22 protein-coding genes, 1 tRNA gene and 1 pseudogene are annotated in these 22,928 nt (G+C 73.2%); 15 read left to right on the top strand and 9 right to left on the bottom strand.

The annotated features are described in order from the left end of the window. Positions 1-39: 39 nt before the first annotated feature. From CHB94_RS07290 to CHB94_RS07300, 3 genes are all read left to right on the top strand, one after another. Entirely contained in the window at positions 40-726 is a 687-nt protein-coding gene (locus CHB94_RS07290) for a class I SAM-dependent methyltransferase (RefSeq protein WP_089335917.1), read from the top strand. Positions 727-818: 92 nt separating this feature from the next. Continuing rightward, positions 819-1,814, top strand: coding sequence for a SurA N-terminal domain-containing protein (locus CHB94_RS07295; protein WP_141137448.1), 996 nt, complete (start codon positions 819-821; stop codon positions 1,812-1,814). 32 nt (positions 1,815-1,846) lie between these two features. Next, positions 1,847-2,770 carry a nucleoside triphosphate pyrophosphohydrolase gene (locus CHB94_RS07300; protein WP_089335919.1) on the top strand — a complete coding sequence of 308 codons (924 nt, stop codon included), beginning with the start codon at positions 1,847-1,849 and terminating at the stop codon, positions 2,768-2,770. Positions 2,771-2,794: 24 nt separating this feature from the next. Here the strand turns inward: CHB94_RS07300 and CHB94_RS25630 are convergent, their stop codons facing one another. Both CHB94_RS25630 and CHB94_RS25635 read right to left on the bottom strand, forming a co-directional pair. Continuing rightward, the gene (locus tag CHB94_RS25630) at positions 2,795-2,953 is read right to left on the bottom strand and encodes a GNAT family N-acetyltransferase (protein WP_217899206.1); all 159 of its coding nucleotides are present in this window, start codon (positions 2,951-2,953) and stop codon (positions 2,795-2,797) included. Continuing rightward, complete coding sequence (locus CHB94_RS25635; RefSeq protein ID WP_217899207.1) at positions 2,938-3,081, bottom strand: hypothetical protein; 144 nt, start codon at positions 3,079-3,081, stop codon at positions 2,938-2,940. The genes CHB94_RS25630 and CHB94_RS25635 overlap by 16 nt, the downstream gene beginning before the upstream one ends. 366 nt (positions 3,082-3,447) lie before the next feature. On the opposite strand from CHB94_RS25635, the gene CHB94_RS07310 reads away from it, so the two are divergent. From CHB94_RS07310 to CHB94_RS07340, 7 genes are all read left to right on the top strand, one after another. Next, entirely contained in the window at positions 3,448-4,632 is a 1,185-nt protein-coding gene (locus CHB94_RS07310) for a mechanosensitive ion channel family protein (protein ID WP_089335921.1), read from the top strand. 68 nt (positions 4,633-4,700) lie between these two features. Next, positions 4,701-5,978: a phosphopyruvate hydratase gene (gene eno, locus CHB94_RS07315; RefSeq protein WP_089335922.1), complete on the top strand. Its 1,278-nt coding sequence runs from the start codon at positions 4,701-4,703 to the stop codon at positions 5,976-5,978. Between the two features lie 10 nt (positions 5,979-5,988). Beyond that, a complete protein-coding gene (locus CHB94_RS07320) occupies positions 5,989-6,561 on the top strand; it encodes an FtsB family cell division protein (protein ID WP_089335923.1) in 573 nt (190 codons plus the stop codon). After that, positions 6,558-7,064 carry a DUF501 domain-containing protein gene (locus tag CHB94_RS07325; RefSeq protein WP_089335924.1) on the top strand — a complete coding sequence of 169 codons (507 nt, stop codon included), beginning with the start codon at positions 6,558-6,560 and terminating at the stop codon, positions 7,062-7,064. Before CHB94_RS07320 ends, CHB94_RS07325 begins: the two co-directional genes overlap by 4 nt. Beyond that, a complete protein-coding gene (locus tag CHB94_RS07330) occupies positions 7,061-8,011 on the top strand; it encodes a Ppx/GppA phosphatase family protein (protein ID WP_089336007.1) in 951 nt (316 codons plus the stop codon). Before CHB94_RS07325 ends, CHB94_RS07330 begins: the two co-directional genes overlap by 4 nt. Before the next feature lie 27 nt (positions 8,012-8,038). Then, positions 8,039-8,812, top strand: a complete 774-nt coding sequence (locus tag CHB94_RS07335; RefSeq protein WP_089335925.1) for a uracil-DNA glycosylase — start codon at positions 8,039-8,041, stop codon at positions 8,810-8,812. Between the two features lie 43 nt (positions 8,813-8,855). Beyond that, the gene (locus tag CHB94_RS07340) at positions 8,856-10,262 is read left to right on the top strand and encodes an NAD(P)/FAD-dependent oxidoreductase (protein WP_254920466.1); all 1,407 of its coding nucleotides are present in this window, start codon (positions 8,856-8,858) and stop codon (positions 10,260-10,262) included. 5 nt (positions 10,263-10,267) lie between these two features. Here the strand turns inward: CHB94_RS07340 and CHB94_RS07345 are convergent, their stop codons facing one another. Beyond that, positions 10,268-11,191, bottom strand: coding sequence for an alpha/beta hydrolase (locus CHB94_RS07345; protein WP_089335927.1), 924 nt, complete (start codon positions 11,189-11,191; stop codon positions 10,268-10,270). 131 nt (positions 11,192-11,322) lie between these two features. On the opposite strand from CHB94_RS07345, the gene CHB94_RS07350 reads away from it, so the two are divergent. The 4 genes and pseudogenes from CHB94_RS07350 to CHB94_RS07360 all read left to right on the top strand — a co-directional run bounded on the left by CHB94_RS07350 (position 11,323) and on the right by CHB94_RS07360 (position 14,128). Then, positions 11,323-11,396, top strand: a tRNA-Leu gene (locus CHB94_RS07350). Positions 11,397-11,936: 540 nt separating this feature from the next. After that, positions 11,937-12,170: pseudogene (locus CHB94_RS26060) on the top strand (PA domain-containing protein); the annotation flags it as partial. A 175-nt stretch (positions 12,171-12,345) separates the two neighbouring features. Beyond that, positions 12,346-13,125: a M20/M25/M40 family metallo-hydrolase gene (locus CHB94_RS26065; RefSeq protein ID WP_254920467.1), complete on the top strand. Its 780-nt coding sequence runs from the start codon at positions 12,346-12,348 to the stop codon at positions 13,123-13,125. A gap of 187 nt (positions 13,126-13,312) precedes the next feature. Next, entirely contained in the window at positions 13,313-14,128 is an 816-nt protein-coding gene (locus tag CHB94_RS07360; protein WP_089336008.1) for a Bax inhibitor-1/YccA family protein, read from the top strand. 181 nt (positions 14,129-14,309) lie between these two features. Here the strand turns inward: CHB94_RS07360 and CHB94_RS07365 are convergent, their stop codons facing one another. Together CHB94_RS07365 and CHB94_RS07370 are read right to left on the bottom strand one after the other, a co-directional pair. Then, positions 14,310-15,530, bottom strand: coding sequence for an acetyl-CoA C-acetyltransferase (locus CHB94_RS07365; RefSeq protein WP_089335928.1), 1,221 nt, complete (start codon positions 15,528-15,530; stop codon positions 14,310-14,312). Positions 15,531-15,672: 142 nt separating this feature from the next. Further along, positions 15,673-16,695: an SGNH/GDSL hydrolase family protein gene (locus CHB94_RS07370; protein ID WP_089335929.1), complete on the bottom strand. Its 1,023-nt coding sequence runs from the start codon at positions 16,693-16,695 to the stop codon at positions 15,673-15,675. A 108-nt stretch (positions 16,696-16,803) separates the two neighbouring features. Between CHB94_RS07370 and CHB94_RS07375 the strand changes: the two genes are divergently transcribed. Further along, the gene (locus CHB94_RS07375) at positions 16,804-18,141 is read left to right on the top strand and encodes a DUF2252 domain-containing protein (RefSeq protein ID WP_089335930.1); all 1,338 of its coding nucleotides are present in this window, start codon (positions 16,804-16,806) and stop codon (positions 18,139-18,141) included. Positions 18,142-18,178: 37 nt separating this feature from the next. On the opposite strand, the gene CHB94_RS07380 is transcribed toward CHB94_RS07375, so the two are convergent. The 4 genes from CHB94_RS07380 to CHB94_RS07395 form a co-directional block, all read right to left on the bottom strand. Further along, positions 18,179-18,547, bottom strand: a complete 369-nt coding sequence (locus tag CHB94_RS07380; protein ID WP_089335931.1) for an alpha/beta fold hydrolase — start codon at positions 18,545-18,547, stop codon at positions 18,179-18,181. 272 nt (positions 18,548-18,819) lie between these two features. After that, positions 18,820-19,281, bottom strand: coding sequence for a GNAT family N-acetyltransferase (locus CHB94_RS07385; RefSeq protein ID WP_089335932.1), 462 nt, complete (start codon positions 19,279-19,281; stop codon positions 18,820-18,822). 26 nt (positions 19,282-19,307) lie between these two features. Next, on the bottom strand, positions 19,308-21,293 hold the full coding sequence (locus tag CHB94_RS07390) for a VWA domain-containing protein (RefSeq protein ID WP_089335933.1): 1,986 nt from the start codon (positions 21,291-21,293) through the stop codon (positions 19,308-19,310). Between the two features lie 78 nt (positions 21,294-21,371). Continuing rightward, complete coding sequence (locus tag CHB94_RS07395) at positions 21,372-22,838, bottom strand: sigma 54-interacting transcriptional regulator (RefSeq protein WP_089336009.1); 1,467 nt, start codon at positions 22,836-22,838, stop codon at positions 21,372-21,374. Positions 22,839-22,928 lie beyond the last annotated feature (90 nt).

Below are 22,928 nucleotides of genomic sequence, written 5' to 3' on the forward strand. Positions count from 1 at the left end.
CGCGGGTCCGTACGAGCCGCGGCGTTCTACGTTTTCCCGATGTCGGTGAAGCAGGCTGTGTCCCCGTACGTCCACGCGGGGCTCTCCCGCGCCCTGCGGCCGGCCCGGAAGCGGGCGTTCCGCGAACAGTTCGAGGCCGCCCGCCGGTCCGGGCCCGTGCGGGTGAACATCGGCTGCGGGCGCAAGCCGATCGAGGGCTGGATCAACACCGACGTCGTCTGGCAGGCCGACGCCTACCTCGACGTCACCCAGCCGTGGCCGGTGCCCGCGGGCTCCGTGGACTACATCTACGCGGACAACGTCATCGAGCACATCCCCCTCGAGATCGGCCGCGCCGTCTTCCGTCACGCTTACGAGGCGCTGAAGCCCGGCGGCGTGTTCCGGCTGGCCACGCCCGACGTCGAGGCCGTCGCCCGGCAGTACCTGGAGAACGGTGAGCTCGCCCGGGCCGGGATGGAACGCAACCGCGAGCGCGGAAAGGACTTCGTCCACCCCGTCCAGCTGATCCGGGAGACGTTCGTCGGGGCGAAGCACTACCTCGGGTTCTGTTACGACCTGGCCTCCATCCGCGCGGAGATGGCGCCCTTCGGCTTCGTCGTCGAACGGGTGCCCGCCGGCACCAGTGAGCACGCGGCTCTGTCCGGCCTCGAGGTGCGCATGCACCCCGCCGAGCAGGCGACCGCGCTGATCGTCGAGGGGCGCAAGCCGGTCGATCGCGCCGCCTGACCGGCGGGACGCGGACGGGCGCCCCGCCCGGCCGCGGAGCTCGGCGGAGTGCCCTGCGTCGCCGGTCACATCCGGTGTGGGAGTCTCCCGACGTGCTGAAGCGTCGAGCTCCCCGGGTGATCACGACCGGGTTCCTCCTGGCCGTCACGGTGTCGGGGCTGGCCGCCTGCCGGACCTCCCCGAACGTCGCCGCCTACGTGGGCGACAGCCAGGTGACGGTCACCGAGCTCCGGTCCGCCGTCGACGAGCGGTTGACCGACGAGGCCGTCGCGGCCTTCGCCGAGACCGACGAGGAGACGTTCACCCGCCGCGTGCTCTCCCTGCTGGTGCAGGAGGAGGTCTACGCCGAGGCCGCGGAGCGCTATGACGTCCGCGTCGACGACGACGACGTCCGGGCGCGGATCGACGAGCTGCTCGGCGACGACGACCCCGCCGAGGTCTTCGGCCAGCTGGCCCAGCAGGGCATCGGCCGCGAGGACGTGTTCGAGAACGTGCGCCAGCAGCTGGTGCGCCGCCAGATCGCCGAGGCCGAGGGGGAGGCCGAGGGGCTGACCGACGAGGCGCTCCGGGCCCGCTACGGGGAGGTCCGCGAGGACCTCGCCCAGGTCTCCTTCGGCTACATCACCGTGCCCGACCAGGCCACCGCCGACGCCGTGCTCGCCCAGCTCACCGCCGCCCCGGACTCCTATCCCGCCGTCGCCGCGCAGTACCCGGGGGCGACGACGCTGCCCGCGCTGGAGCCGCGCGGTCCCGAGGAGCTGCCGGGCGTGCTCGCCGAGGGCATTGCCGCAGCGGCGCCCAACACGGGATTCACCACTGCCGTCCCCGAGGCGGGCGGCGTCGTCGTCACGTTCGTCGAGGGGCCCGTCTACCCGTCGTTCGAGGAGGTCCGTCCCCAGTTGGAGAACGAGGCCTCCGAAGCGGTGCAGGAGGCCGGCAACCGGCGGGTGGAGGCCGTGCGGGAGGACCTCGGTGTGACTGTCAACCCACGGTTCGGCGTGCTCGAGGACGGGCGGCTCGTGGCGGCGGACGGCGGCGTGGTCGACATCCTCGGCGACGAGGACCCTGTGGCCGCACCGGCCGAGTAGGGCGCGGCGCGACCGTCCCGGAGACTGACCGGGTGCCCGTCGCCCTCGTCGTCACCGTCAGCTCCCGCCTCCCCGCGCTCCTCGCGCCCGCCGGCTGGCGGGCGGTCACCGGGAACCGGTCGGTCATCGCCCTGCCCGGGGCGGCCGCTGCCGCTGATGCACTGCGTGCGGCGGACGTGCCCGTGCAGGACGTCGCGGACGCCGCAGCAGCCGCCGCACACGGCGAGGACGTGGTCTGCCTGGTCGCCCACGAGGAGGCCGCGCTGTTCCCCGAGGTGCCGGTCGTCGCGGGGGCACCGGAGCCGCCCGGTGCCCGGCTGCTCGACGTGGTCGGGGTGATGGACCGGCTCCGGTCGCCGGGCGGGTGCCCCTGGGACGCCGAGCAGACTCACGCGTCGCTGCGCGGCTACCTGCTGGAGGAGGCGCACGAGGCCTACGACGCGATCGTCGACGACGACCTGGTCGCCATGCGCGAGGAATTGGGCGACGTCCTGCTCCAGGTCGTCTTCCACGCCCGGGTGGCGGCCGAGGCCGGCCCGTCCCGGCGGTTCGACGTCGACGCCGTCGCCGGGGACCTGGTCGACAAGCTGGTCCGGCGGCACCCGCACGTCTTCGGGAACGCCGGACCCCGGGACGTCGCGCAGGTCGAGGCGGGCTGGGAGGAGATCAAGCAGGCGGAGAAGCAGCGGCGCTCCCCGACCGAGGGCGTCTCCCGGTCGCAGCCGGCGGCCGCCTGGGGGGCGGCGCTGGTCCGGCGGGCGGCGCGCGCCGGCCTGAGCACGCCGGAAGCCGCCGAGCTGCAGGCGACCAGCCCGGAGGAGCTGGGGGAGCGGCTGCTCACCGTCGTCACCGCTGCGGAGCAGCGAGGCTGGGACGTCGAGGACGCCCTGCGCGAGGCCGTCCGCCGCTACGCCGGTGAGCTCGACGTGGAGGCTGCCGCGCGCCCCTCGAGGTGAGGGCGGGGGACTGCCCGCGCCCCCTCAGAAGCTGCGCAGCATGACGTCGGAGTCGCCGCCCCGGCCGACCATCCGGAAACCGGCGCGCTCGTACAGGACCCTGGCTCGATTGCCGTCCTCGACGCTCAGCGAGATGGCGCGGAGCCCACGGGTCTGCGCGCGAACGATCAGCGCGTCGAGCAACGCCGTGCCGAGGCCCTGCCCCCGCCACGCACGGCGCCCTGCCAGTTGATCGCCTGGAACAGGGCGTCGGTCAGAGCTGGCACGTCCTCGGCCGTCGCATCCCGGACCAGAACGCGGTCGAAGCGCACCGGTGGACCGTAGCCAGCCGATGCCGCAGGCAGGCCACCGAGCCACTGTCGTCACATGTCAGCGTCGGGGTGCCGCCCGGGCGGCACCCGTCGCTGTGGGCCACCCCACCTCACTCCAGGTGACGGGTCGGGCCGCCAGCCCCTAGCGTGGGACTCGAGCCCCTTCGCGGGGCCGGCCCGTCCCCGCCGTCGCGGGGCTGCCGCGGGCCCGGCGCGCCGACGCGCCGTCCGAGCCGCCCTCCCCGAGCTGCAGCGCTGGGGCCCCGTGCCTCTCGCTGTCCGAAAGGAGCGATTCCGCTGTTCCGCAGGTCCTTCCCGACTGCCGCCGACCTCTCCGCCGCCGACCTGGCGGAGGTGGAGAGCCTGATGCCGACGCAGACCTGGCAGGTGCTCGTCGTCCTCGCCGTCGCGGCCGCCGGTGCCTGGTTGGCCGGCATTCTCATCGGCGCCCTGATCGCGCGTCTGGCCCGACGATCGCCGGTGGCTGCCGACTTCTCGCGCCGGGGCCGCACGCCACTGCGCGCGCTGCTCGTGCTGGCCGCGGTCACCCTCCTCCTGGACGCGGCCCCGGTTCTCGGGGGCTGGCACCAACCGGTCGTGCGGGCGCTGGGGCTGGCCCTCATCGCCACGGTCGGCTGGCTCATGGCGGTCGCCGTCTTCGTCGTCGCGGACCTGGCCCTGGCCCGCTACGACGTCGACGTCGTGGACAACCGGCACGCCCGGCGGGTCCGCACCCAGATATCGCTGCTGCGCCGGCTGGCCGTCGTGGTCATCGGTGTCCTGGCTGCCGCGGCGATGCTGCTCACCTTCCCGTCGGCACGCGCGGCCGGCGCCAGCATCCTGGCCAGCGCCGGGGTGATCTCCATCGTCGCCGGCCTGGCCGCGCAGACGTCCCTGGCCAATGTCTTCGCCGGGCTGCAGCTGGCCTTCACCGACGCCATCCGGGTCGACGACGTCGTGGTGGTCGAGGACGAGTGGGGACGGATCGAGGAGATCACCCTCACCTACGTCGTCGTCCACATCTGGGACGACCGGCGCATGGTCCTGCCCTCGACCTACTTCACGACCACGCCGTTCGAGAACTGGACCCGGACCCAGTCCGCCGTCCTCGGCTCGGTGGAGATCGACGTCGACTGGAGCGTGCCCTTCGAGCAGATGCGGGCCGAGCTGGCGCGGCTCCTGGACGGCAACGACCTCTGGGACGGACGGGTCGGGATCCTGCAGGTGACCGACGCCGTGGGCTCCGTCGTCCGGGTCCGGGCGCTGGTCAGTGCCAAGGACGGGCCGACTCTGTTCGACCTGCGCTGTCACGTGCGCGAGGGCCTGGTGGTCTGGCTGCAGCGGGAGCACGGATACGGCCTGCCGCGGATCCGGCTGGACGGCGGGACGCCGCCGGCGCAGCAGCCGCGGAGCTCGGCGGTCGCGGCCCCGGAGCACGCCGCGCTCTTCACGGGCAGCAGCGAGGCGCGGGAGCGGTCCCGCGCCTTCACCGGCCCCTCGGACCACGAGCTCGCCGACCGCGCGGCGGAGCCGGTGGTGCAGGCGCACTGACCCGTCGTCCCCCGCGTGCCGGGGCCGCGCTCGCGCTGCCCCGACACGCGGCTGGTTAGGCTGCCCCCGTGCCGAGCATCGATGCCGTAGGCGCGCGGGAGATCCTGGACTCGCGCGGAAACCCCACTGTCGAGGTCGAGGTCGCCCTCGACGACGGGACCATCGCCCGGGCCGCCGTGCCGAGCGGCGCCTCCACGGGCGCCTTCGAGGCCGTCGAGCTCCGCGACGGCGGTGACCGCTACGGCGGCAAGGGCGTCACCAAGGCCGTCGACGGCGTCCTCGACGTCATCGGCCCCGAGCTGGTCGGCTACGAGGCGAGCGAGCAGCGGCTGATCGACCAGCGGCTGATCGACCTGGACGGCACGCCGGACAAGTCCCGGCTCGGCGCCAACGCCATCCTCGGCGTCAGCCTCGCGGTCGCGCGGGCTGCGGCCGACTCGTCCGGCCTCCCGCTGTTCCGCTACGTGGGCGGGCCCTCGGCCCACCTGCTGCCGGTGCCGATGATGAACATCCTCAACGGCGGCGCCCACGCCGACAGCAACGTCGACGTGCAGGAGTTCATGATCGCCCCGATCGGCGCCGCGACCTTCGCCGAGGCGCTCGCCATGGGCACCGAGACCTACCACGCGCTGAAGTCGGTGCTGAAGAAGGACGGCCTGGCCACCGGCCTCGGCGACGAGGGCGGCTTCGCGCCGAACCTGCCGAGCAACCGGGCGGCGCTGGACCTCATCGTGCGCGCGGTCGAGCAGGCCGGCTACTCCGTGGGCACCGACGTCGCGTTCGCGCTCGACGTCGCGGCCACCGAGTTCCACGCGGACGGCGCGTATGCCTTCGAGGGCAAGAAGCTGTCGGCGGAGGAGATGACCGCGTACTACACCGAGCTGGTCGACGCCTTCCCGATCGTTTCGATCGAGGACCCGCTGTCGGAGGAGGACTGGGACGGCTGGGTGGCGCTCACCGAGGCGCTCGGCGACCGCGTGCAGATCGTCGGCGACGACCTGTTCGTCACCAATCCGTCCCGGCTCGCCGACGGCATCGCCAAGGGCGCGGCCAACGCGCTGCTGGTGAAGGTCAACCAGATCGGCACGCTCACCGAGACGCTGGACGCGGTGAACCTGGCCCACCGCAGCGGCTACCGCTCCATGATGAGTCACCGCTCCGGCGAGACCGAGGACACCACGATCGCCGATCTCGCCGTCGCGACCGACTGCGGGCAGATCAAGACCGGTGCCCCCGCCCGCAGCGAGCGCGTGGCCAAGTACAACCAGCTGCTGCGCATCGAGGAGGAGCTCGACGACGCCGCGCGGTACGCCGGCGCCGCCGCCTTCCCGCGACTGGCCGGATGAGCAGGGGCGGATGAGCAGCGCTCGGGGCCGCCGGGGCGGGACCCCGGCCGACGGACGGCGGCACACCGGCCGCGCGCCGCGCGTGCACTCGACGCGACCGGTGGGGACGGGCCTGCGGGCCAGTGCCACCAATCGGCCCGGTGCCCGCCGTTCCGGGCGCCGGGCGGTGCGGTCGTCCGCGGGGACGGGGCAGCGCCGCCGGCCGCTGTTCACCGGTCGGGCCGTCCTGCTCGGCGGTCTGATCCTGCTGCTCGCGCTCACCCTGGCCGGTCCTGTCCGCCAGTACCTCGCCGGGCGGGCGGAGCTCGAGCAGCTCGCCGCCGAGGGCCGCGAACTGGACGAGCGGGCGGCGGAGTTGCGTGCGCAGCTCGAGCGTCAGTCCGACCCTGCCTACGCCGAGCGGCAGGCGCGCGAGCGCCTCACCTACGTCCTTCCCGGCGACCGGCTGGTCGTCGTCGTGGACGGCGAGGCGGTGGAGGGCGACGCCGGCACGCTGGCGTCGGCGGGCCGGGACGCCCGGCTGCCCTGGGACGAGGGCCTGATGCAGTCGCTGGCCGATGCCGACGGGGAGCCCGAGGAGTGAACGACCCCGTCACCGAGGCCGAGCGCGAAATCATCGCCCGGCAGCTCGGCCGGCCGCCGCGCGCCCTGGTCGCGGTGGCGCACCGGTGCCCGTGCGGGCAACCCGACGTCGTCGAGACCTCGCCGCGCCTGGAGGACGGCACTCCGTTCCCCACGCTCTACTACCTGACCTGCCCCCGGGCCACCGCCGCGGCGAGCCGGCTGGAGTCGGCCGGCCGTATGCGGGAGTGGCAGGACGAGCTCGGCACCGACCCCGAGCTGGCCGCGGCCTACCAGCGGGCGCACGAGGCCTATCTCGCCACCCGGGACGCCCGTGACGTGCTGCCGACCCGCATGACCGCCGGCGGGATGCCCGACCGCGTCAAGTGCCTGCACGCGCTGGCGGGGCACGCTCTGGCCGCCGGTCCGGGCGTGAACCCCATCGGCGACCGCGCGGTCGAGGAGATGGGCGAGTGGTGGGCCGCGGGTCCCTGTGCCCGACCGTCGGACGGGGACGCCCCATGACCCGCGTGGCGGCCATCGACTGCGGCACCAACTCCATCCGGCTGCTGGTCGCCGACGTGCCGCAGCAGGGCGCGCACACCGACCTGGTGCGGCGCATGGAGGTCGTCCGCCTGGGTCAGGGAGTGGACGCGACGGGTCGCCTCGCCCCGGAGGCGATCGAGCGCACCCGAGCGGCGCTGGCGGAGTACGCCGGGACCGCACGCGAGCTCGGCGCGACCGCCGTCCGGATGGCGGCCACCAGCGCGAGCCGCGACGCGGCCAACCGGGCCGACTTCGAGAAGATGGTGACGGCCACGCTGGGCCGGTTGCCGGACGTCATCACCGGCAGCGAGGAGGCCGAGCTGTCGTTCCTCGGCGCGACCGCGTCCCTGAACGCCGCGGCCGACGCGCACGGTGCACCGTCGCCGCGCCCGCCGTTCCTCGTGGTGGACATCGGTGGTGGATCGACGGAGTTCGTGCTCGGCGACTCCGCCGGGGTCCGCGCGGCTCGCTCGGTCGACATCGGCTGCGTCCGGCTGACCGAGCGTCACCTCCACGGGGACCCGCCCACCGCCGACGAGATCCGCCGGGCCGAGGCGGACATCCGCACCGCCCTCGCCCAGGTCACCGCTGAGGTACCGGTCGCCGAGGCCGCCACCCTGGTCGGCGTGGCCGGCTCGGTCACCACCGTCGCCGCGATCGCCCTCGGGCTGCCCGCGTACGACCCGGTGGCCATCCACGGTTCACGGATCCCTGTCGACGCCGTCCGGGAGGTCACCGCGGACCTGCTCGCGGCCACCCGCGAGACACGGGCCGCCCTGCCGGTGATGCACCCGGGCCGGGTCGATGTCATCGGCGCGGGCGCGCTGATCCTGCGCGTGCTCATGGACGAGTTCGGCATGCCCGAGGTCGTCGTCAGCGAGCACGACATCCTCGACGGCATCGCCCTCCGCCTGGCCCGCGGCTAACGCCGTCGGACACCCTCGACCTGCGCTATGGCTCTCGACGCCGACGGCTTCCCCGTCACCCGCTCCGCGGCCGGGGTGGTCCGCGCCGCCGCAGGGGTGCGCGAGCTGGCCGTCCTGGATGCCCGGGTGTCGGGCTGCCGCGCCTGCCCGCGGTTGGTGGCGTGGCGGGAGGAGGTCGCCCGGGTCAAGCGCGCCTCGTTCCGCGACGAGGACTACTGGGGCCGCCCGGTGCCGGGTCTGGGTCCGGCCGACGCGCGGATCGCCGTCGTCGGCCTGGCCCCGGCGGCCCACGGCGGCAATCGCACCGGACGGGTGTTCACCGGCGACCGCAGCGGGGACTGGATCTTCGCCGCACTGTGGCGGGCGGGGCTGGCCAGCCAGCCGACGTCGACCCACATCGGGGACGGGCTCGAGCTGACCGGCGTCCGGGTCGCCGCCGCGGTGCGCTGCGCCCCGCCCGACAACGCCCCCACCCCGCAGGAGCGCGACACCTGCTCACCGTGGCTGGCGCGGGAGCTGGCGTTGCTCCCGGACCTGCGCGTGATCGTCGTCTTGGGAGGGTTCGGCTGGACGGCGCTCTGGCCCGTCCTCGCCGCGGCCGGCTACCGGCTGCCCCGGCCCCGGCCGGTGTTCGGGCACGGCGTCGAGGTCGACCTCGAGGGCCCGCGCGGGCGGCTCACCCTGCTGGGCAGCTACCACGTGAGCCAGCAGAACACGTTCACCGGCCGGCTGACCGAACCGATGCTGGACGCCGTGCTCGCTCGCGCGACCGAGCTGGCCGGAACATTCGCGAGGGAGTAGCGCTCACCCTGTCCGCCCGGCCGGTCGGGCCTACGCTCGGAGCATGGCTGGGGAGATGGCTCGGGAACAGTCGCACCGCCCGGTGATCCTCGTCGTGGGCGGGGGGTACGTGGGCCTCTACACCGCCCTGCGGCTGCAGAAGAAGCTGTCCCGCGGGCGTGCGGAGATCGTGGTCGTGGACCCGCAGCCGCACATGACCTACCAGCCCTTCCTGCCCGAGGCCGCCGCCGGTTCGGTCGAGCCCCGGCACGTCGTGGTGCCGCTGCGCCGCACGCTGCCGCACTGCCGCGTCATCACCGGCGCGGTGACCGGGCTCAGCCATGCGGACAGGAAGGCCCGGATCGCGCCGGTCGTGGGCAAGACCTTCGAGCTCTCCTACGACGTGCTGGTGATGGCCGCCGGGTCGGTGGCGCGGACGCTGCCCATCCCCGGGCTGGCCGAGCACGGCATCGGCTTCAAGAACGTGGGGGAGGCCATCTACCTGCGCAACCACGTGCTGGACCGGCTGGATGCGGCGAGTTCCACCGACGACCCGGAGGTCCGCAAGCGGGCGCTCACCTTCACCTTCGTCGGCGGCGGCTACGCCGGGGTGGAGGCCTTCGCCGAGCTGGAGGACATGGCGCGGTACGCCATCGTGCACTACTACCCCCGCCTGTCCCCGTCGGACGTGCGCTGGGTGCTGGTGGAGGCGATGGGCCGGATCCTCCCGGAGGTCGACCTCGACATGGCGGCCTGGACGGTGAAGCAGTTGATCGCCCGCGGCATGGACGTCCGGCTCAACACCCGGCTGGAGTCGATCTCGCCCGAGGGTGTCGTCCGGCTCAGCGACGGCGAGGAGTTCCCCAGCGACACGCTCGTCTGGACCGCCGGGACCAAGCCCAATCCCATGCTGACGGCCACGGACCTGCCCCTCGACGGCCGCGGCCGGGTCGAGTGCGAGGCCACGCTCCAGGTGAAGGGCATGCCGGACGCGTGGGCGGCCGGTGACCTCGCCGCCGTGCCGGACCTGACCAAGGACGACCCCGGCGCCACGACCGCGCCCAACGCCCAGCACGCCGTCCGTCAGGCCAAGCGGCTGGCCGACAACATCGTGGCCGTCCTCGCCGGTCAGGAGCCGGTGCCCTACCGGCACGCGTACGCGGGCTCGGTCGCCAGCCTGGGGCTGCACAAGGGCGTCGCGCAGGTCTACGGCGTGAAGCTCAAGGGCTGGCCGGCGTGGTTCATGCACCGCACCTACCACGTGAGCAGGGTGCCCACCTTCAACCGCAAGGCGCGGGTGGTGGCCGACTGGACGATGGCCTCGCTCTTCCGTCGAGAGGTCATCTCCCTCGGTCAGCTGCAGGACCCGCGGCGGGAGTTCGTCTTCGCCGCGAACACCGGCCGGGCCGGCCAGCTCCCACCGCCCCGTGCGGAGGCCGCGGCGTCGGCTCCGCGCGCCGACTCCGCCTGAGGGCCTCACCCGGCGAGCGTCGTCCCGCCCGTGGCCAGGTGCCTGGCGACGGCGGTGCCCAGTGCGTTCACGGCGGCCGTGGACGCGGTCACCATCCCGGCCGAGGCGTGCGCGACGTGCCAGAGGCCGTCGAGCCGCCGCAGCTCGACCGGCACCCCGGCGGCGCGGGCCCGGTGGGCGAGGCGGACGGCGTCGTCGAGCAGGATCTCCTCGCTGCCGACGTGCATCGTGACGGGAGGCAGTCCGGCCAGGTCGGCCTCGAGCGGGGCGAGTTCGGCGGCGCCGAGGCCGGTGCCGCCGGCGAAGTCCCGCGCGCAGCGGCGGAGCCAGGCCGGCCGGAGCATCGCGTCCGAGCGGTCGCCGGGCCACGAGGTGCCCTGCAGGTCCAGCCAGGGAGAGATCAGGCCCAGCGCGCCCGGCCGCGGGTCACCGGCGTCGCGCAGCCGCAGAGCCGCCGAGAGGGCCAGCCAGCCGCCCGCGGAGTCGCCCACGAGGGCGGTCCGGGCAGGCGACGCACCACGGTCCGACAGCTCCCGGTAGGCGGCGAGGACGTCGTCGAGCGCGGCGGGGAACGGGTGCTCGGGTGCCAGCCGGTAGTCCAGGACGTGCACCGTCGCCCCGCTGGCCGCCGCCAGGTGGGTGGCCAGTGCCCGGTGGGTCGCGGGGGAGCCGGTGGTGAACCCCCCGCCGTGCAGGTAGAGCATGCTCGTCGCGGCATCCCCACCGGACGGGACGAGCGTCTCGGCCGGTCGCCGGCCGAGACGGCCCGACCGGATGGTCACGTCCTCGGCCAACGGGGTGGGCCCCGTGACCACGCGCAGCCACCGGCGCTGCACGGCGACCGGCATGCGCGGGCCGAGCACCGGCCGGACGATGCCGCGCACTCCCGCGCGCATGACCCGCAGCGGCACCTGGGGACGCCGGTTCATCGCGGGCCCGGCGGCGTGGTGCGGAGAAGGGACGTGCCGGCCAACGCAGACCTCCGGTCGGGGGACGGGAACCCGGCCACCGTACGGGCAGCCGTCGTCCGGTCTCGCACACCGCTAGCGTGCGGAGGGACGCCCCCGTAGCCCAATCGGCAGAGGCAGGCCCCTTAAAAGGGTCCGAGTGTCGGTTCGATCCCGACCGGGGGCACTCGCGCGGCTCGCGTTCATCGCATTGGTCCCGCCATGTCCAGTCCTTGACAGGAGTGTGACCTATTTCGCAGGGTGTACCGCGTCACGCACGCTGCGTGTCAGTCCGAGAGCTCAGGAGTCCGCTTTGTCTTCTGCTCATCCGCGTTCCCGTGCCCGGCTCGTGGCCACCTCCACGGCCGGTCTGCTGGCCTTGAGTGGCGTGCTGGTCACCGCCTCGCCCGCCACTGCCGGCCCGAACGCCTGCGAGACCCGCAACAACAACACCGTCACGAAGTTGACCGACTGCGTGACCTTCGAGGGCGTTCTCGAGCACGCGAAGGCGTTCCAGGCGATCGCCGATGCCAACGACGGAAACCGCGCCTCCGGAACCCCGGGGTACGACGCCTCAGCCGACTACGTGGCGGAGCGACTGGAGGCCGCCGGTTACGTCGTGGAGCGCCAGGAGTTCGAGTTCCCGTTCTTCCACCTGGGGGAGAGCTCGTTCAGCCGCGTCGCCCCCAGTGCCCTGACGTACGAGCTGGGCACCGATTACACGCCGATGACCTACACCGGCGCGGGCACCGTCGACGACGGCGCGGTCACCCCGGTGGATCTGAACTCCGGGACCAGCGGGTGCGAGGCCGCCGACTTCGCCGGCTTCCCCGCGGGGACCGTTGCTCTGGTCCAGCGAGGCGGCTGCACCTTCGGCCTCAAGGCGGCGAACGCCGAGGCGGCGAACGCCGATGCGGCGATCGTCTACAACAACGTGCCGGGTCCGCTCAACGGCACGCTGGGGACGCCCGGAGTGGGTATCCCGGTCATCGGTGTCCCCACGGCTGTCGGTCAGGAGCTGAGCGCCCCCGGCACCACGGTCGACCTCAGCGTCGAGGCCATCAGCGAGGTCCGGAGCACCGAGAACGTCCTCGCCGAGCTCCCTGGCCGCACGTCCGACAACGTCGTGATGGCCGGTGCCCACCGACTCCGTGCTCGCCGGTCCGGGCATCAACGACAACGGCAGCGGCAGCGCCGCGATCCTCGAGGTCGCCGAGAACATCGCGAAGGTGAAGCCGAGCAACACCGTGCGCTTCGCCTGGTGGGGTGCCGAGGAGCTGGGCCTGCTGGGCTCCGCCCACTACGTCAACTCGCTGAGCGCGGAGCAGAAGGAGGACATCGGCCTCTACCTGAACTTCGACATGGTCGGCTCGCCGAACTTCGCGCGGTTCATCTACGACGGCGACCAGTCGGACTTCACGGCGACGGCTCCGGTTCCTGAGGGTTCGGCCCAGATCGAGTACGTGTTCGAGGACTTCTACGAGCAGCGCAAGCTGTTCTACGAGGGCACCGAGTTCAGCGGACGGAGCGACTACCAGGCCTTCATCAACAACGGCATCCCGGCCGGCGGCCTCTTCACCGGAGCAGAAGGCGTGAAGCAGCCGTACCAGGCGGAGGCCTACGGTGGGACGGCCGGCCAGGCGTACGACCCGAACTACCACCAGGCCGGGGACACCATCGCCAACCTCGACCTGAGCGCGCTGGACCAGAACTCCGACGCCATCGCGTACTCGGTCCTGACGCTGGCCTACACCACGCAGGCGGTCAACGGGGTCGTCGGTCAGCCGGTGCCGGGCGGCACCTACGCCGGGGACCCGGCGAACCGGACCTACCGGCTGAAGTCAGGCGGCCCGGCCGGTGGCGGTGGGCTGCACCCCGAGCACGACGATCACGACCACGGCGGGGTCGAGTCCTGACCCTCCAACAGTGACCGACGCGGCGCCGTCCCTCCAGCGGGAGGGGCGGCGCCGTCGTCGTCGGTGACCCGGGAGGGGGAACCCACGACACGCCGGAACGTTCGCGGGGCCTGGGGCGTTGACCTGACCGAGTGGAGTGCAGCACCGTGAGCTCCACGGACCGACCAGTCACCTCAGGGAGATGACGATGCCCAGCAGCAACCCGGCCTTCAGTCGGGGCTTCGGCGGCGCCGGAAACGGCCAGCAGTACGCCGGTTGGGGCGCGCAGCCGCAGCCGCAGTACGGTGCACCCGCCCAGCACGACCCCTACGCCGCTCCGTCGCCGTACGCGGCGACCACTACGCGGTACCTGACGATGGACGACGTCGTCGCCAAGACCGGCATCACCTTCCTGGTGACCGTGGCCGCCGCCGCCGCCGTCTGGGCGCTGCCCGGGCAGGCGGCCTGGGGCCTCGCGCTCCCGGCCGTGCTCGTGGCCTTCGTCCTGGGCCTGGTGATCGCCTTCAAGCAGATCGCCAACCCGGCGGCGACGCTGGCCTACGGCGCGCTGTACGGCGTCGCCCTCGGCGCCATCAGCGAGGCCTTCAACACGGTCTACCCGGGCATCGTGATGCAGGCGCTCATCGGCACCTTCGGTGTCTTCGCCGGCATGCTCGTGGTCTACAAGACCGGTGCCATCCGGGTCACCCCGAAGCTGACCCGGTGGGTCCTGGCGGCCGGGATCGGCGCTTTCGTGCTGATGGTGGTCAACATCCTCGCCTCCTGGATCGGTGGCGGCGACGGCCTGGGCCTGCGCTCCGGCGGCCCGCTGGCGATCGGCTTCAGCCTGCTGGTCATCGGTATCGCGGCGTTCTTCCTGCTGCTGGACTTCGACATGGCCGACGAGGCCATCCGTCGCGGCGCTCCGGCGAAGTTCGCCTGGTACATCGCCTTCGGTCTGCTCGTGACCGTCATCTGGCTCTACATCGAGATCTTGCGGCTGCTCAGCTACTTCCGCGAGTAGAAGGACCCCCTTCCTCCCCACTCCTCGCAGGCTCGGAGTGGGACCCGGGAAGGGAGCCGTTCCAGCACCTCACCAGGCGAAGGCCCGGTCCCCGTGAGGGGGCCGGGCCTTCTGCCGTCCTTCGGCCCCCTGCAGGGCCCCGCCGCGAGCTTGCGAGTGGTGGGGGGCAGGGGGGCCTCTTTCAGGAGAGGCGCTCCAGCACCATCGCCATGCCCATGCCGCCACCGACGCACATGGTCTCGAGGCCGAAGGTCTTGTCCCGAGTCTGCAGGCCGTTGATCAGCGTGCCGGTGATGCGGGCGCCGGTCATGCCGAACGGGTGGCCGACGGCGATCGCGCCGCCGTGCACGTTGAGCTTGTCGATGTCGATGTCGAGGTCCCGGTAGCTCGGGATGACCTGCGCGGCGAAGGCCTCGTTGATCTCCACGAGGTCGATGTCGTCGATGGTCATGCCGGCCCGCTGCAGCGCCAGCTTCGAGGCGTCGACCGGGCCGTAGCCCATGATCTCCGGCGAGAGGCCGGTGACCGCGGTGGAGACGATCCGAGCCAGCGGGGTCAGGCCCAGCTCACGGGCCTTCGTGTCGCTCATGACGACGACCGCAGCGGCGCCGTCGTTGAGCGGGCAGGCGTTGCCGGCGGTCACCCGGCCGTCGGGGCGGAAGACCGGCTTGAGGCCGGAGATGCCCTCGAGCGTGGTGCCGGCGCGCGGGCCGTCGTCCTTGCTGACGACCGTGCCGTCCGGGGTGGTGACCGGGGTGATCTCCCGCTCCCAGAAGCCGCTGTTGATGGCTTCCTCGGCGAGGTTCTGGCTGCGGACGGCGAACTCGTCCATGTCCTGCCGGGAGACGTCCTTCAGCAGCGCCAGGTTCTCGGCCGTCTGACCCATGGCGATGTAGATGTCCGGGAGGTCGCCGTTCTCGCGGGGGTCGGTCCACGATTCGGCACCGCTCTCGGCGACCTTGGCCCCCCGGGCCTCGGCGTCGGCGAACACCGGGTTCTTGGTGTCGGGCAGCCCGTCGCTGTTGCCCTTCACGAAGCGGGACACCATCTCCACGCCCGCGGAGATGAACACGTCGCCCTCGCCGGCCTTGATGGCGTGCATGGCCATGCGGGTGGTCTGCAGCGAGGAGGAGCAGTAGCGGGTGATGGTCGTCCCCGGCAGGTGGTCCATGCCGAGCAGCACGCTGACGACGCGGCCCATGTTGTAACCCTGCTCGCCGCCGGGGAGACCGCAGCCGAGCATCAGGTCGTCGATGTCGGTCGGGTCCAGGGCAGGCACCTTGTCCAGCGCCGCGCGGACGATGGTGGCGGCCAGGTCGTCGGGCCGCAGGTCCTTCAGCGACCCCTTGAACGCGCGGCCGATGGGGGAGCGGGCGGTCGCGACGATGACGGCTTCAGGCATGGGTCCTCCACGATGAGGCGGGCGCCCGGGCAGGGATGCGCAGGCGACGGGTCGACCCCGAAGCTACCCCGGCCCGCAGGGCCCGGCCCCGTCCAGGGCGCCGCCCCGAGGTCGCGAGGGGCCGGGAGGGCGGGGTCCTCTTTCACGCGGTGACCGTGGCCTCCGCCTGCTCGGGGGTCGGGATCTCCGGGGGACGGCGACGGCGGAGGAGCGCCCACGGACCGCGGGGCCCGGTGTCGGAACCCCGGACCTCGGCCGGCTGGACCTCGGTACCGGTCCGGCTGGCCGCGCGGGCCGCCGCCTTCGCCACCGGACGCACGGTGCCGCGCCGGATGGGACGCCGGCCGCGGTCGGCCGAGGCCGGCCACACCCCCACGGCGTCGGCGACGGAGGGGAGCAGCACGGCCGCGGCCTGCGCGTACCCGTGCGCGCTCGGGTGGAACTCGTCCACGCTGAACATGCTGTGGTCGGAGGCGAAGGCCGGCCCGAGGACGGAGCCGAGTGAGACCGTGCGCCCACCGGCCTCGACGACGGCGACCGTCTGCGCCGCGGCCAGCTGCCGGCTCCAGCGCCGGGCCAGCGTGCGCAGCGGCTGGGCGATCGGCCGGATGGTCCCGAGGTCCGGACACGTGCCCACCACGACCTCGCAGCCGGCCTCGGTCAGCCGCCGCACGGCGTCGGCGAGGTACCGGACCGACACCGACGTGCGGGTGCGGCTGGTGATGTCGTTGGCCCCGATCATGATGAGGGCGACGTCGGGCTGCTCGGCCAGCGCCTTGTCCACCTGCGCGTCGAGGCTGGCCGACCGTGCGCCGGTGACGGCCAGGCGGACCAGGCGGACGGGTCGCTCGGCGAGCTCGGTGAGCGCCGCCGCGATCAGCGCGCCGGGCGTCTCGCTGGAGCGCTCGACGCCCAGGCCGACCGCGGAGGAGTCGCCCAGGACGGCGAAGACGAGCGGCTTCGCCTCGCCCCTTCTCGAGGGCCGTCCGTAGACGCCGTTGCCGGAGGGCGGGTCGTCCTTCGTGCTGCGGGACTCGATGTTGCGGCGGGCGGCCCGGGCCTCCTCGCGGAGCAGGGCGACCAGCGCGGCGCCGCCCAGGGCGACGCTGCCACCGCCGTAAGCAGTGGCGGCGGCCAGCCGTCGCGCCGTCGCAGTCCGCGTCACGGTGCCTCCGCTCTGGTGCTCCTCGCCGTTCCTTCCTGTTACGCAGGTTATCGACCCTCTACCGTGCCTCCTGTGGCCCTATCACCCCCAGGTGCGACCCAACCCACAGTGGCCGACGAGCGCGCACGACTGATCGTCGACGTCCTGGTCGACGCCTTCTCCGACCTCATGGCCGCCGACGCCGACGCCTTCCGCACGAAGTTCCGCAAGATGGCCGCCGATCCCTTCGCCTTCTACCGGGGTAGCGCCTGTCTGTTCTACGCCGACATGGCGACGACGGAGGATCGCTGGTGTGACGAGCGCACGTCCCGGGTGTGGATCCACGGTGACCTGCACGCGGAGAACTTCGGCACCTACATGGACGCCACGGGACGCATCGTCTTCGACGTCAACGACTTCGACGAGGCCTACCTCGGACACGTGAGCTGGGACCTGCGCCGGTTCGCCGCCAGCTTCGCGCTGATGTCCTGGCGCAAGGCATTCTCCGACGACGTCATCGCCGAGCTGATCGGGGTCTACCTGGGCGCCTGGCTGGACCAGGTCGAGGCGTTCGGAAGGTCCGACGCCGACCGGGACTTCGCGCTCACCGTGCACAACACCGAGGGGGCGGTGCGCGAGCTGATCCAGGAGACGGCCACCCGTACCCGGCTGGGACTGCTCGACCGGATGACCGTCGTGGAGCGCTACGAGCGGCGCTTCGCCGATCGGGCGCGCAACCGTCGGCTGGAGGAGCCCGAGCGGGACGAGGTGCTCGAGGCCCTGGAGCGGTACAAGGCCACGCTGCCCCCGCGGCCGTGGCGGCGCGAGGTCGCCTACGAGGTCAAGGACCTGATCGGCACGGGAGGCTTCGGGATCGGCAGCGCGGGGCTGCCCGCGTACAACGTGCTCCTCGAGGGCTACGACCAGGCGCTGGAGAACGACGTCGTCCTGTCGGTCAAGCAGGGGAACGTGCCGGCGCCCAGTCGGATCGTCACCGACCCCGGGATCCGCGAGTACTTCCACCACGAGGGACACCGGACGGCGACCAGCCAGCGGGCGCTGCAGTCGCACGCCTCCCAGTTCCTCGGCCACACCGAGATCCGGGGCACCGGCTTCGTCGTCGCGGAGCTGTCGCCCTACGAGCTGGACCTCGACTGGGACGACCTCACCGAGCCCGCCGACATCCGGCCGGTCCTGGAGCAGCTGGGCCGGGCGACGGCGAAGCTGCACTGCGTGGGGGACGCCGACAGCGACCATGCGCTCGTGCCGTTCCAGACGGAGGAGGCGGTCCTGGCGATGATCGGCGGCCGCCGCGAGGAGTTCGTCGACGACCTCGTCGAGTTCGCGCACTCCTACGCGCGCCGCACCCAGGACGACTTCCGGCTGTTCGTCGACGCCTTCCGGGCCGGCGCGATCCCGGGGATCAGCTCGAGCGGCTCCGAACCGTTGGCCCCGGCGGACCGGTGACACGGGTTGCCGGTGGCCGGTGGTGCGGTGACCGGCGTCAGCCCTCCTGGGGGAGATAGCGGGCCAGGGCCGCCGCGAGATCGGCCGGCTGCCAGCCGTGCCCACTGCCGGGGACCTCGGCCCGTTCGGCCGAGGCGAGGGACTCCACGATGGAGTCGGCCGCTTCGGCGAAGAACGGGACGGCCGACGTCCCGAGCAGGACCACGGTCGGTGCGGTGATCGCGGACCAGAGCTGCTTCCGCGGCGCCGACTGCGTCCAGGTCAGGGCCTCGGCGTCCGCCTCGACGGTCGGCGCCATCCGCTCGAACAGCGGCCACTGCGGTCCGGTGCGCATGGCCTCGAACCACTCCGGCGGCATGCCCGCCATGAACAGCCGCAGCGTGCCCTCGCGGTCCCCGGCAGCCACACGTTCGCGGATACCTCACCGGCCAGCCCGAACGGAGGTTCGCCGCTGCTCTCGCCACGCCCGGGGCGGTCGTAGTGGACGACGTCGAAGCCGCGGCCGGCCAGTTCGGTCGTCAGTGCCCGGGTGCCGGGGTCGACGGCGCGGAACTGTCCCGCACCCCCGACGAGGATCAGCGGCTGACCGCTGCCTTCCCGGTCGTAGCCGACCCGGACACCGTCCCCGGTCTCCACGTAGTGCGTCATGCAGGTGCAGACCAGGGACGGCGGTCGAACTCAGCGCTCGGCCGGCGCGAGGACCATCCCGACGTGCGGGCCGATGCCCGGCTTGTCGAAGGGCTCGCGGACCACCGTGAAACCCAGCCGCTCGTAGAAGCCGGCGGCCGTCACACGGGCGTCGCACCACACCAGATCCCCACCGCGCTCCACCACCGCGGCCACGGCGGCCGCCACGAGGGCCCGGCCCGCGCCGCTGCCCCGCACCTCGGGGTCGGTGGCCATGCCGCGCAGCTGCCACGGGGCAGCGGGGTCGGCACGCCAGGGACAGGGCGCGGGGGAGAGGCGGACCACCCCGACCACCCGGCCGGCCGCGTCCCGCGCGGCGAGGTGGACCGTTCCGGGGTCCTCGTCGCCGGGCCAGACCACGTCGCCGCCGCCGGGGCGCAGGACCGCCCGGCGCAGGTCGTACGTGACCTCGGGGGCCACCTCGTCGACGGTCACGGCGATCGGTGCTGTCACAGGCTCAGTCTTCCGGTGGGCCTCTTTCAGCGTGCCCGACGGCCTCGTCGCGTCCTGAGGTAGTCGGCGACCACGTACTCGCCGAGTCGTTCGGCGTCGGGCTGGAACACCCGGCCGCCGGCGCGCTGGGTGAGGTCGTGCACGAAGTGGATGAGGGCCGGGTCCGGGTCGAGGGCGAAGACGTTCACGGTCGCTCCCGTCCGGGCGACGCGCTCGACCTCGGCGACCGTGCGGGCGATCGTCTCGGGCATCGGCGGCCAGCAGAAGAACGGCGTGCCGTCGTCCTCCAGGTGTGCGGTGGGCTCCCCGTCGGTCACCACCAGGACCACCGGCTCGGCGTCCCGGTGGTGGGCGAGGAACCGCCGCGCCAGCATCAGCCCGTGCTGCAGGTTGGTGCCCTGGAGGGTGTCCACCGACAGCTCGGCGAGGGTCTCCGGCCGCAGCACCTGGGCCGTGGAGGAGAACCCGATGATCTGGATGGCGTCCTGCGGGAAGCGGGTGGTCACCAGCGAGTGCAGGGCCATCGCGGTGGACTTCGCCGCACCCCACGTGCCGCGCAGCGCCATCGAGTAGGAGAGGTCGACCAGGAGAGCCACCGCGGCGCCGGCGCGCCGCTCCGTCTCGACCACCTCGAAGTCCTCGACGGCGATGCGGACCCGGCGCTGGTGCTCCGACCGGGGCTCCCCGGCCGTCCGGAGGACGGCATTGCGCACGGTGCGGACGACGTCGAGGGGCTGTTCGTCGCCGAAGCGCCACTCCCGCGAGCCGCCGGTGAGCTCACCAGCGGCTCCGGCGTCGGCGACGTCGTGCTCCCCGCGCCCCGTGGCGTCCAGCGTGGCGAACACCCGGCGCAGGGCGGTGGCGCCCAGCCGGCGGACGGCCTTGGGGGAGAGCTCCAACTTGCCGTCGGACCGGTTGAGGAAGCCCTGCCGCTCCAGCTCGCGCTCCAGCTGCCGGAGCGCGGCGAGGTCGTCGACGGCCGGCCGGCCGAGCGCCCGCTCCAGCAGCTCCTCGTCGATGTCGGCGAGCGAGGCGCCGGCGTAGCCCTGGGAGAGCTGGCTGGACAGCGCCTCCAGGTCGGCGAGCTCGGCGACCGCGCTGGTGGCGTCGCCCATGCCGAGGGCCTGCTCCCCGTCGGGCACCTGGCCGCGCTGTCCCCACGGCAGGTCCGGCCGGGCCTGGCGGAGGGCGTCGGAGAGGTGGGCCATCTCGCTGGCCAGGCCCATGTCGGACATCGTCTGCGCCATCAGCTCCGACAGCTCGGCGCGCTGGTCGGGGGTGAGGCCGGCCATCATGCGTTCCTGCGCCGCGGCCCGGCGCGCCAGGGAGTCGATGAGTTCCTCGATCGACTGCGGGTCGTCGGGGAAGAACTGGCCGTGCTTGTCCATGAAGTCGCGGAACCGCTCGTCGGTGTCCTCGCCCCGGTTGTGCGCATCGATCAGCTGCGACAGGTCGGCCACCATGTCCTTGACCGCCTGCATGTCCTGCTCGGTGGCGTTCTCCAGGGCCTGCTTCATCGAGGCGAAGGAGCTGTCGAGCACCTCCCGGCGCAGCAGGTCCTGGATCTGCTCGTAGGCCTGGCGGCCCTCGTCGGAGCGCCACGGGTAGTCCTTGAGCGCTCGGACGGCCCCGGCGGTGTCGTCCGGCAGCGCGTCGAGCTCGGCCTCGGCCAGCCGTGCGGCGTCGTCCGGGTCGGGGAACAGCTCCCGCCGCTCGGCGGTCAGCGCCTTGTCGAGCAGTTGCCGGACCTCCTGCAGCGTGCCGTCCATCCGACCGGCCGTGCGTGCCCTGCGGAGCCGCTCGCGGACCGAGCGGCGCAGCTCGTCCAGGCCCCGCCGTCCCTCCGTGCCGCGGCGCAGCAACTCGCGGAGCGCTTCCCGCACGCCGCTGCCGCCGAGGACGGAGTCGCCGATCTCGTCGACGGCGTTGCCCAGGTCGTACGGCGGCGCCAGCGGATCCGGACCACCGCGCCAGCGGCCGTAGCGGTAGCCCCGACCGCGGCGACTCGTCACGCTTCCTCCTCGCTGACGCCCGTCGCCCCCGTGCCGCCAGGGACTCCGCCCCTCGGTGGACTCGCGGGCTCGTTCACCTCAGGCCCCGTAGACGGTGCGGGTGCCGTCGGTGTCCTTGGCGAGCCGTCGGGTCAGGTAGAGACCTTCCAGCGCGAACTCGACCGCGGCCGCCGCCTGCTCGGCCGACTGTTCGCCCTCGGGCACCCCCAGCCGGCCGAGAAGTTCCGCCAGCTTCGGGATGGTGCCCAGCTGGCCGAGCAGTGCCGGGGCGGGGACGAGCTCACCGGACTCCACGGTCTCCCCGCCGGTGAAGTGCTCCTGCAGGCCGGTCAGGTCCAGACCGGCGCAGCGGGCCCGGAAGGTCTGCGCGGTTGCCTGGCGCAGCAGGTGTTCCAGAACCTCCAGCTCCCGCTCGTCGTCCGGGTCGGCGCCCGAATCGGCGAACTCGACCTTGCCGCGGCTGGCCGGCACGACGGCCGGCAGATCCACCACCCGGGCGACCGGCCGGGATTCCCCGGCGATCGCGGCCCGGCGGACGGCGGAGGCGGTGACGGTCTCCAGTCCGGCGATGGCGAACCGTGCGCTGACCCCCGAGCGCTGGTCGACGTGGCTGGACTCGCGGACCAGGCGGGTGAACCGGGCGATGATCTCGACCAGGTGCTCGGGTACCACCGGCATGCCGAACGTCCCGCCACCGGTCCAGCTGGTCTGCGACTCCTGGTGCACGAGCCGGATCTCGTCCTCGAGCTCGATCGGGTAGTGGGTGCGCACCTCTGCGCCGAAGCGGTCCTTGAGCGGGGTGATGATCCGCCCTCGGTTCGTGTAGTCCTCGGGGTTGGCGCTGGCCACGAGCAGCAGATCCAGCGGCAGGCGCACCCGGTGGCCGCGGATCTGGATGTCGCGCTCCTCCAGCACGTTCAGCAGCGCCACCTGGATCCGCTCGGCCAGGTCGGGCAGCTCGTTGACGCTGAAGATGCCGCGGTTGGTCCGCGGCACCAGGCCGTAGTGCACGGTTTCGGGGTCGCCCAGCGTGCGCCCCTCGGCGACCTTGATCGGGTCGACGTCGCCGATCAGGTCACCGACGCTGGTGTCAGGCGTCGCCAGCTTCTCGCCGAAGCGGTCGCTGCGGTGCAGCCAGCCGACCGGGGTGGCGTCGCCGTGCTCGGCGATCTGCCGGTGCGCCCAGACCGAGATCGGGTGCAGCGGGTGCTCGTTGAGCTCGCTGCCGACGAGGACCGGCGTCCACTCGTCCAGCAGGCCGACGAGGGTGCGGATCAGCCGGGTCTTGCCCTGGCCGCGCTCGCCGAGGAGGACGAGGTCGTGGCCGGCGATGATGGCCCGCTCGACCTCGGGGAGGACGGTGTCCTCGAAGCCGACCATGCCCGGCAGGCTGGGGTGCCCGCGGCCGAGTCGGGCGAGGAGGTTGGCGCGGAGCTCGGCCTTCACGGGACGGTAGGCGGCCCCGTCGGCACGCAGCTCGCCGAGCGTCGTCGGGGTGGGGGAAGGGGTGGCTGGTGCGGCGGTGACTCCAGAGGTGTCCGTCACCTCGACCACGGTACGACGATCACACGCGTCCGGTCACGGTCCGATGCGCCGCCTGCGAAGATCGGCGTGTGTCCAGCCCCGAGGTGCCCA

It is taken from the genome of Blastococcus mobilis (assembly GCF_900188025.1).
GTDB lineage: Bacteria > Actinomycetota > Actinomycetes > Mycobacteriales > Geodermatophilaceae > Blastococcus_B > Blastococcus_B mobilis.

Bases quoted from the DNA above. Each gene is read 5' to 3' on its own strand.
- CHB94_RS07290 (WP_089335917.1), top strand. From the start codon at position 40: ATGTCGGTGAAGCAGGCTGTGTCCCCGTACGTCCACGCGGGGCTCTCC.
- CHB94_RS07310 (WP_089335921.1), top strand. From the start codon at position 3,448: ATGCCGACGCAGACCTGGCAGGTGCTCGTCGTCCTCGCCGTCGCGGCC.
- CHB94_RS07320 (WP_089335923.1), top strand. From the start codon at position 5,989: ATGAGCAGCGCTCGGGGCCGCCGGGGCGGGACCCCGGCCGACGGACGG.
- CHB94_RS07330 (WP_089336007.1), top strand. From the start codon at position 7,061: ATGACCCGCGTGGCGGCCATCGACTGCGGCACCAACTCCATCCGGCTG.
- CHB94_RS07335 (WP_089335925.1), top strand. From the start codon at position 8,039: ATGGCTCTCGACGCCGACGGCTTCCCCGTCACCCGCTCCGCGGCCGGG.
- CHB94_RS07340 (WP_254920466.1), top strand. From the start codon at position 8,856: ATGGCTGGGGAGATGGCTCGGGAACAGTCGCACCGCCCGGTGATCCTC.
- CHB94_RS07345 (WP_089335927.1), bottom strand. From the start codon at position 11,191: ATGAACCGGCGTCCCCAGGTGCCGCTGCGGGTCATGCGCGCGGGAGTG.
- CHB94_RS07360 (WP_089336008.1), top strand. From the start codon at position 13,313: ATGCCCAGCAGCAACCCGGCCTTCAGTCGGGGCTTCGGCGGCGCCGGA.
- CHB94_RS07365 (WP_089335928.1), bottom strand. From the start codon at position 15,530: ATGCCTGAAGCCGTCATCGTCGCGACCGCCCGCTCCCCCATCGGCCGC.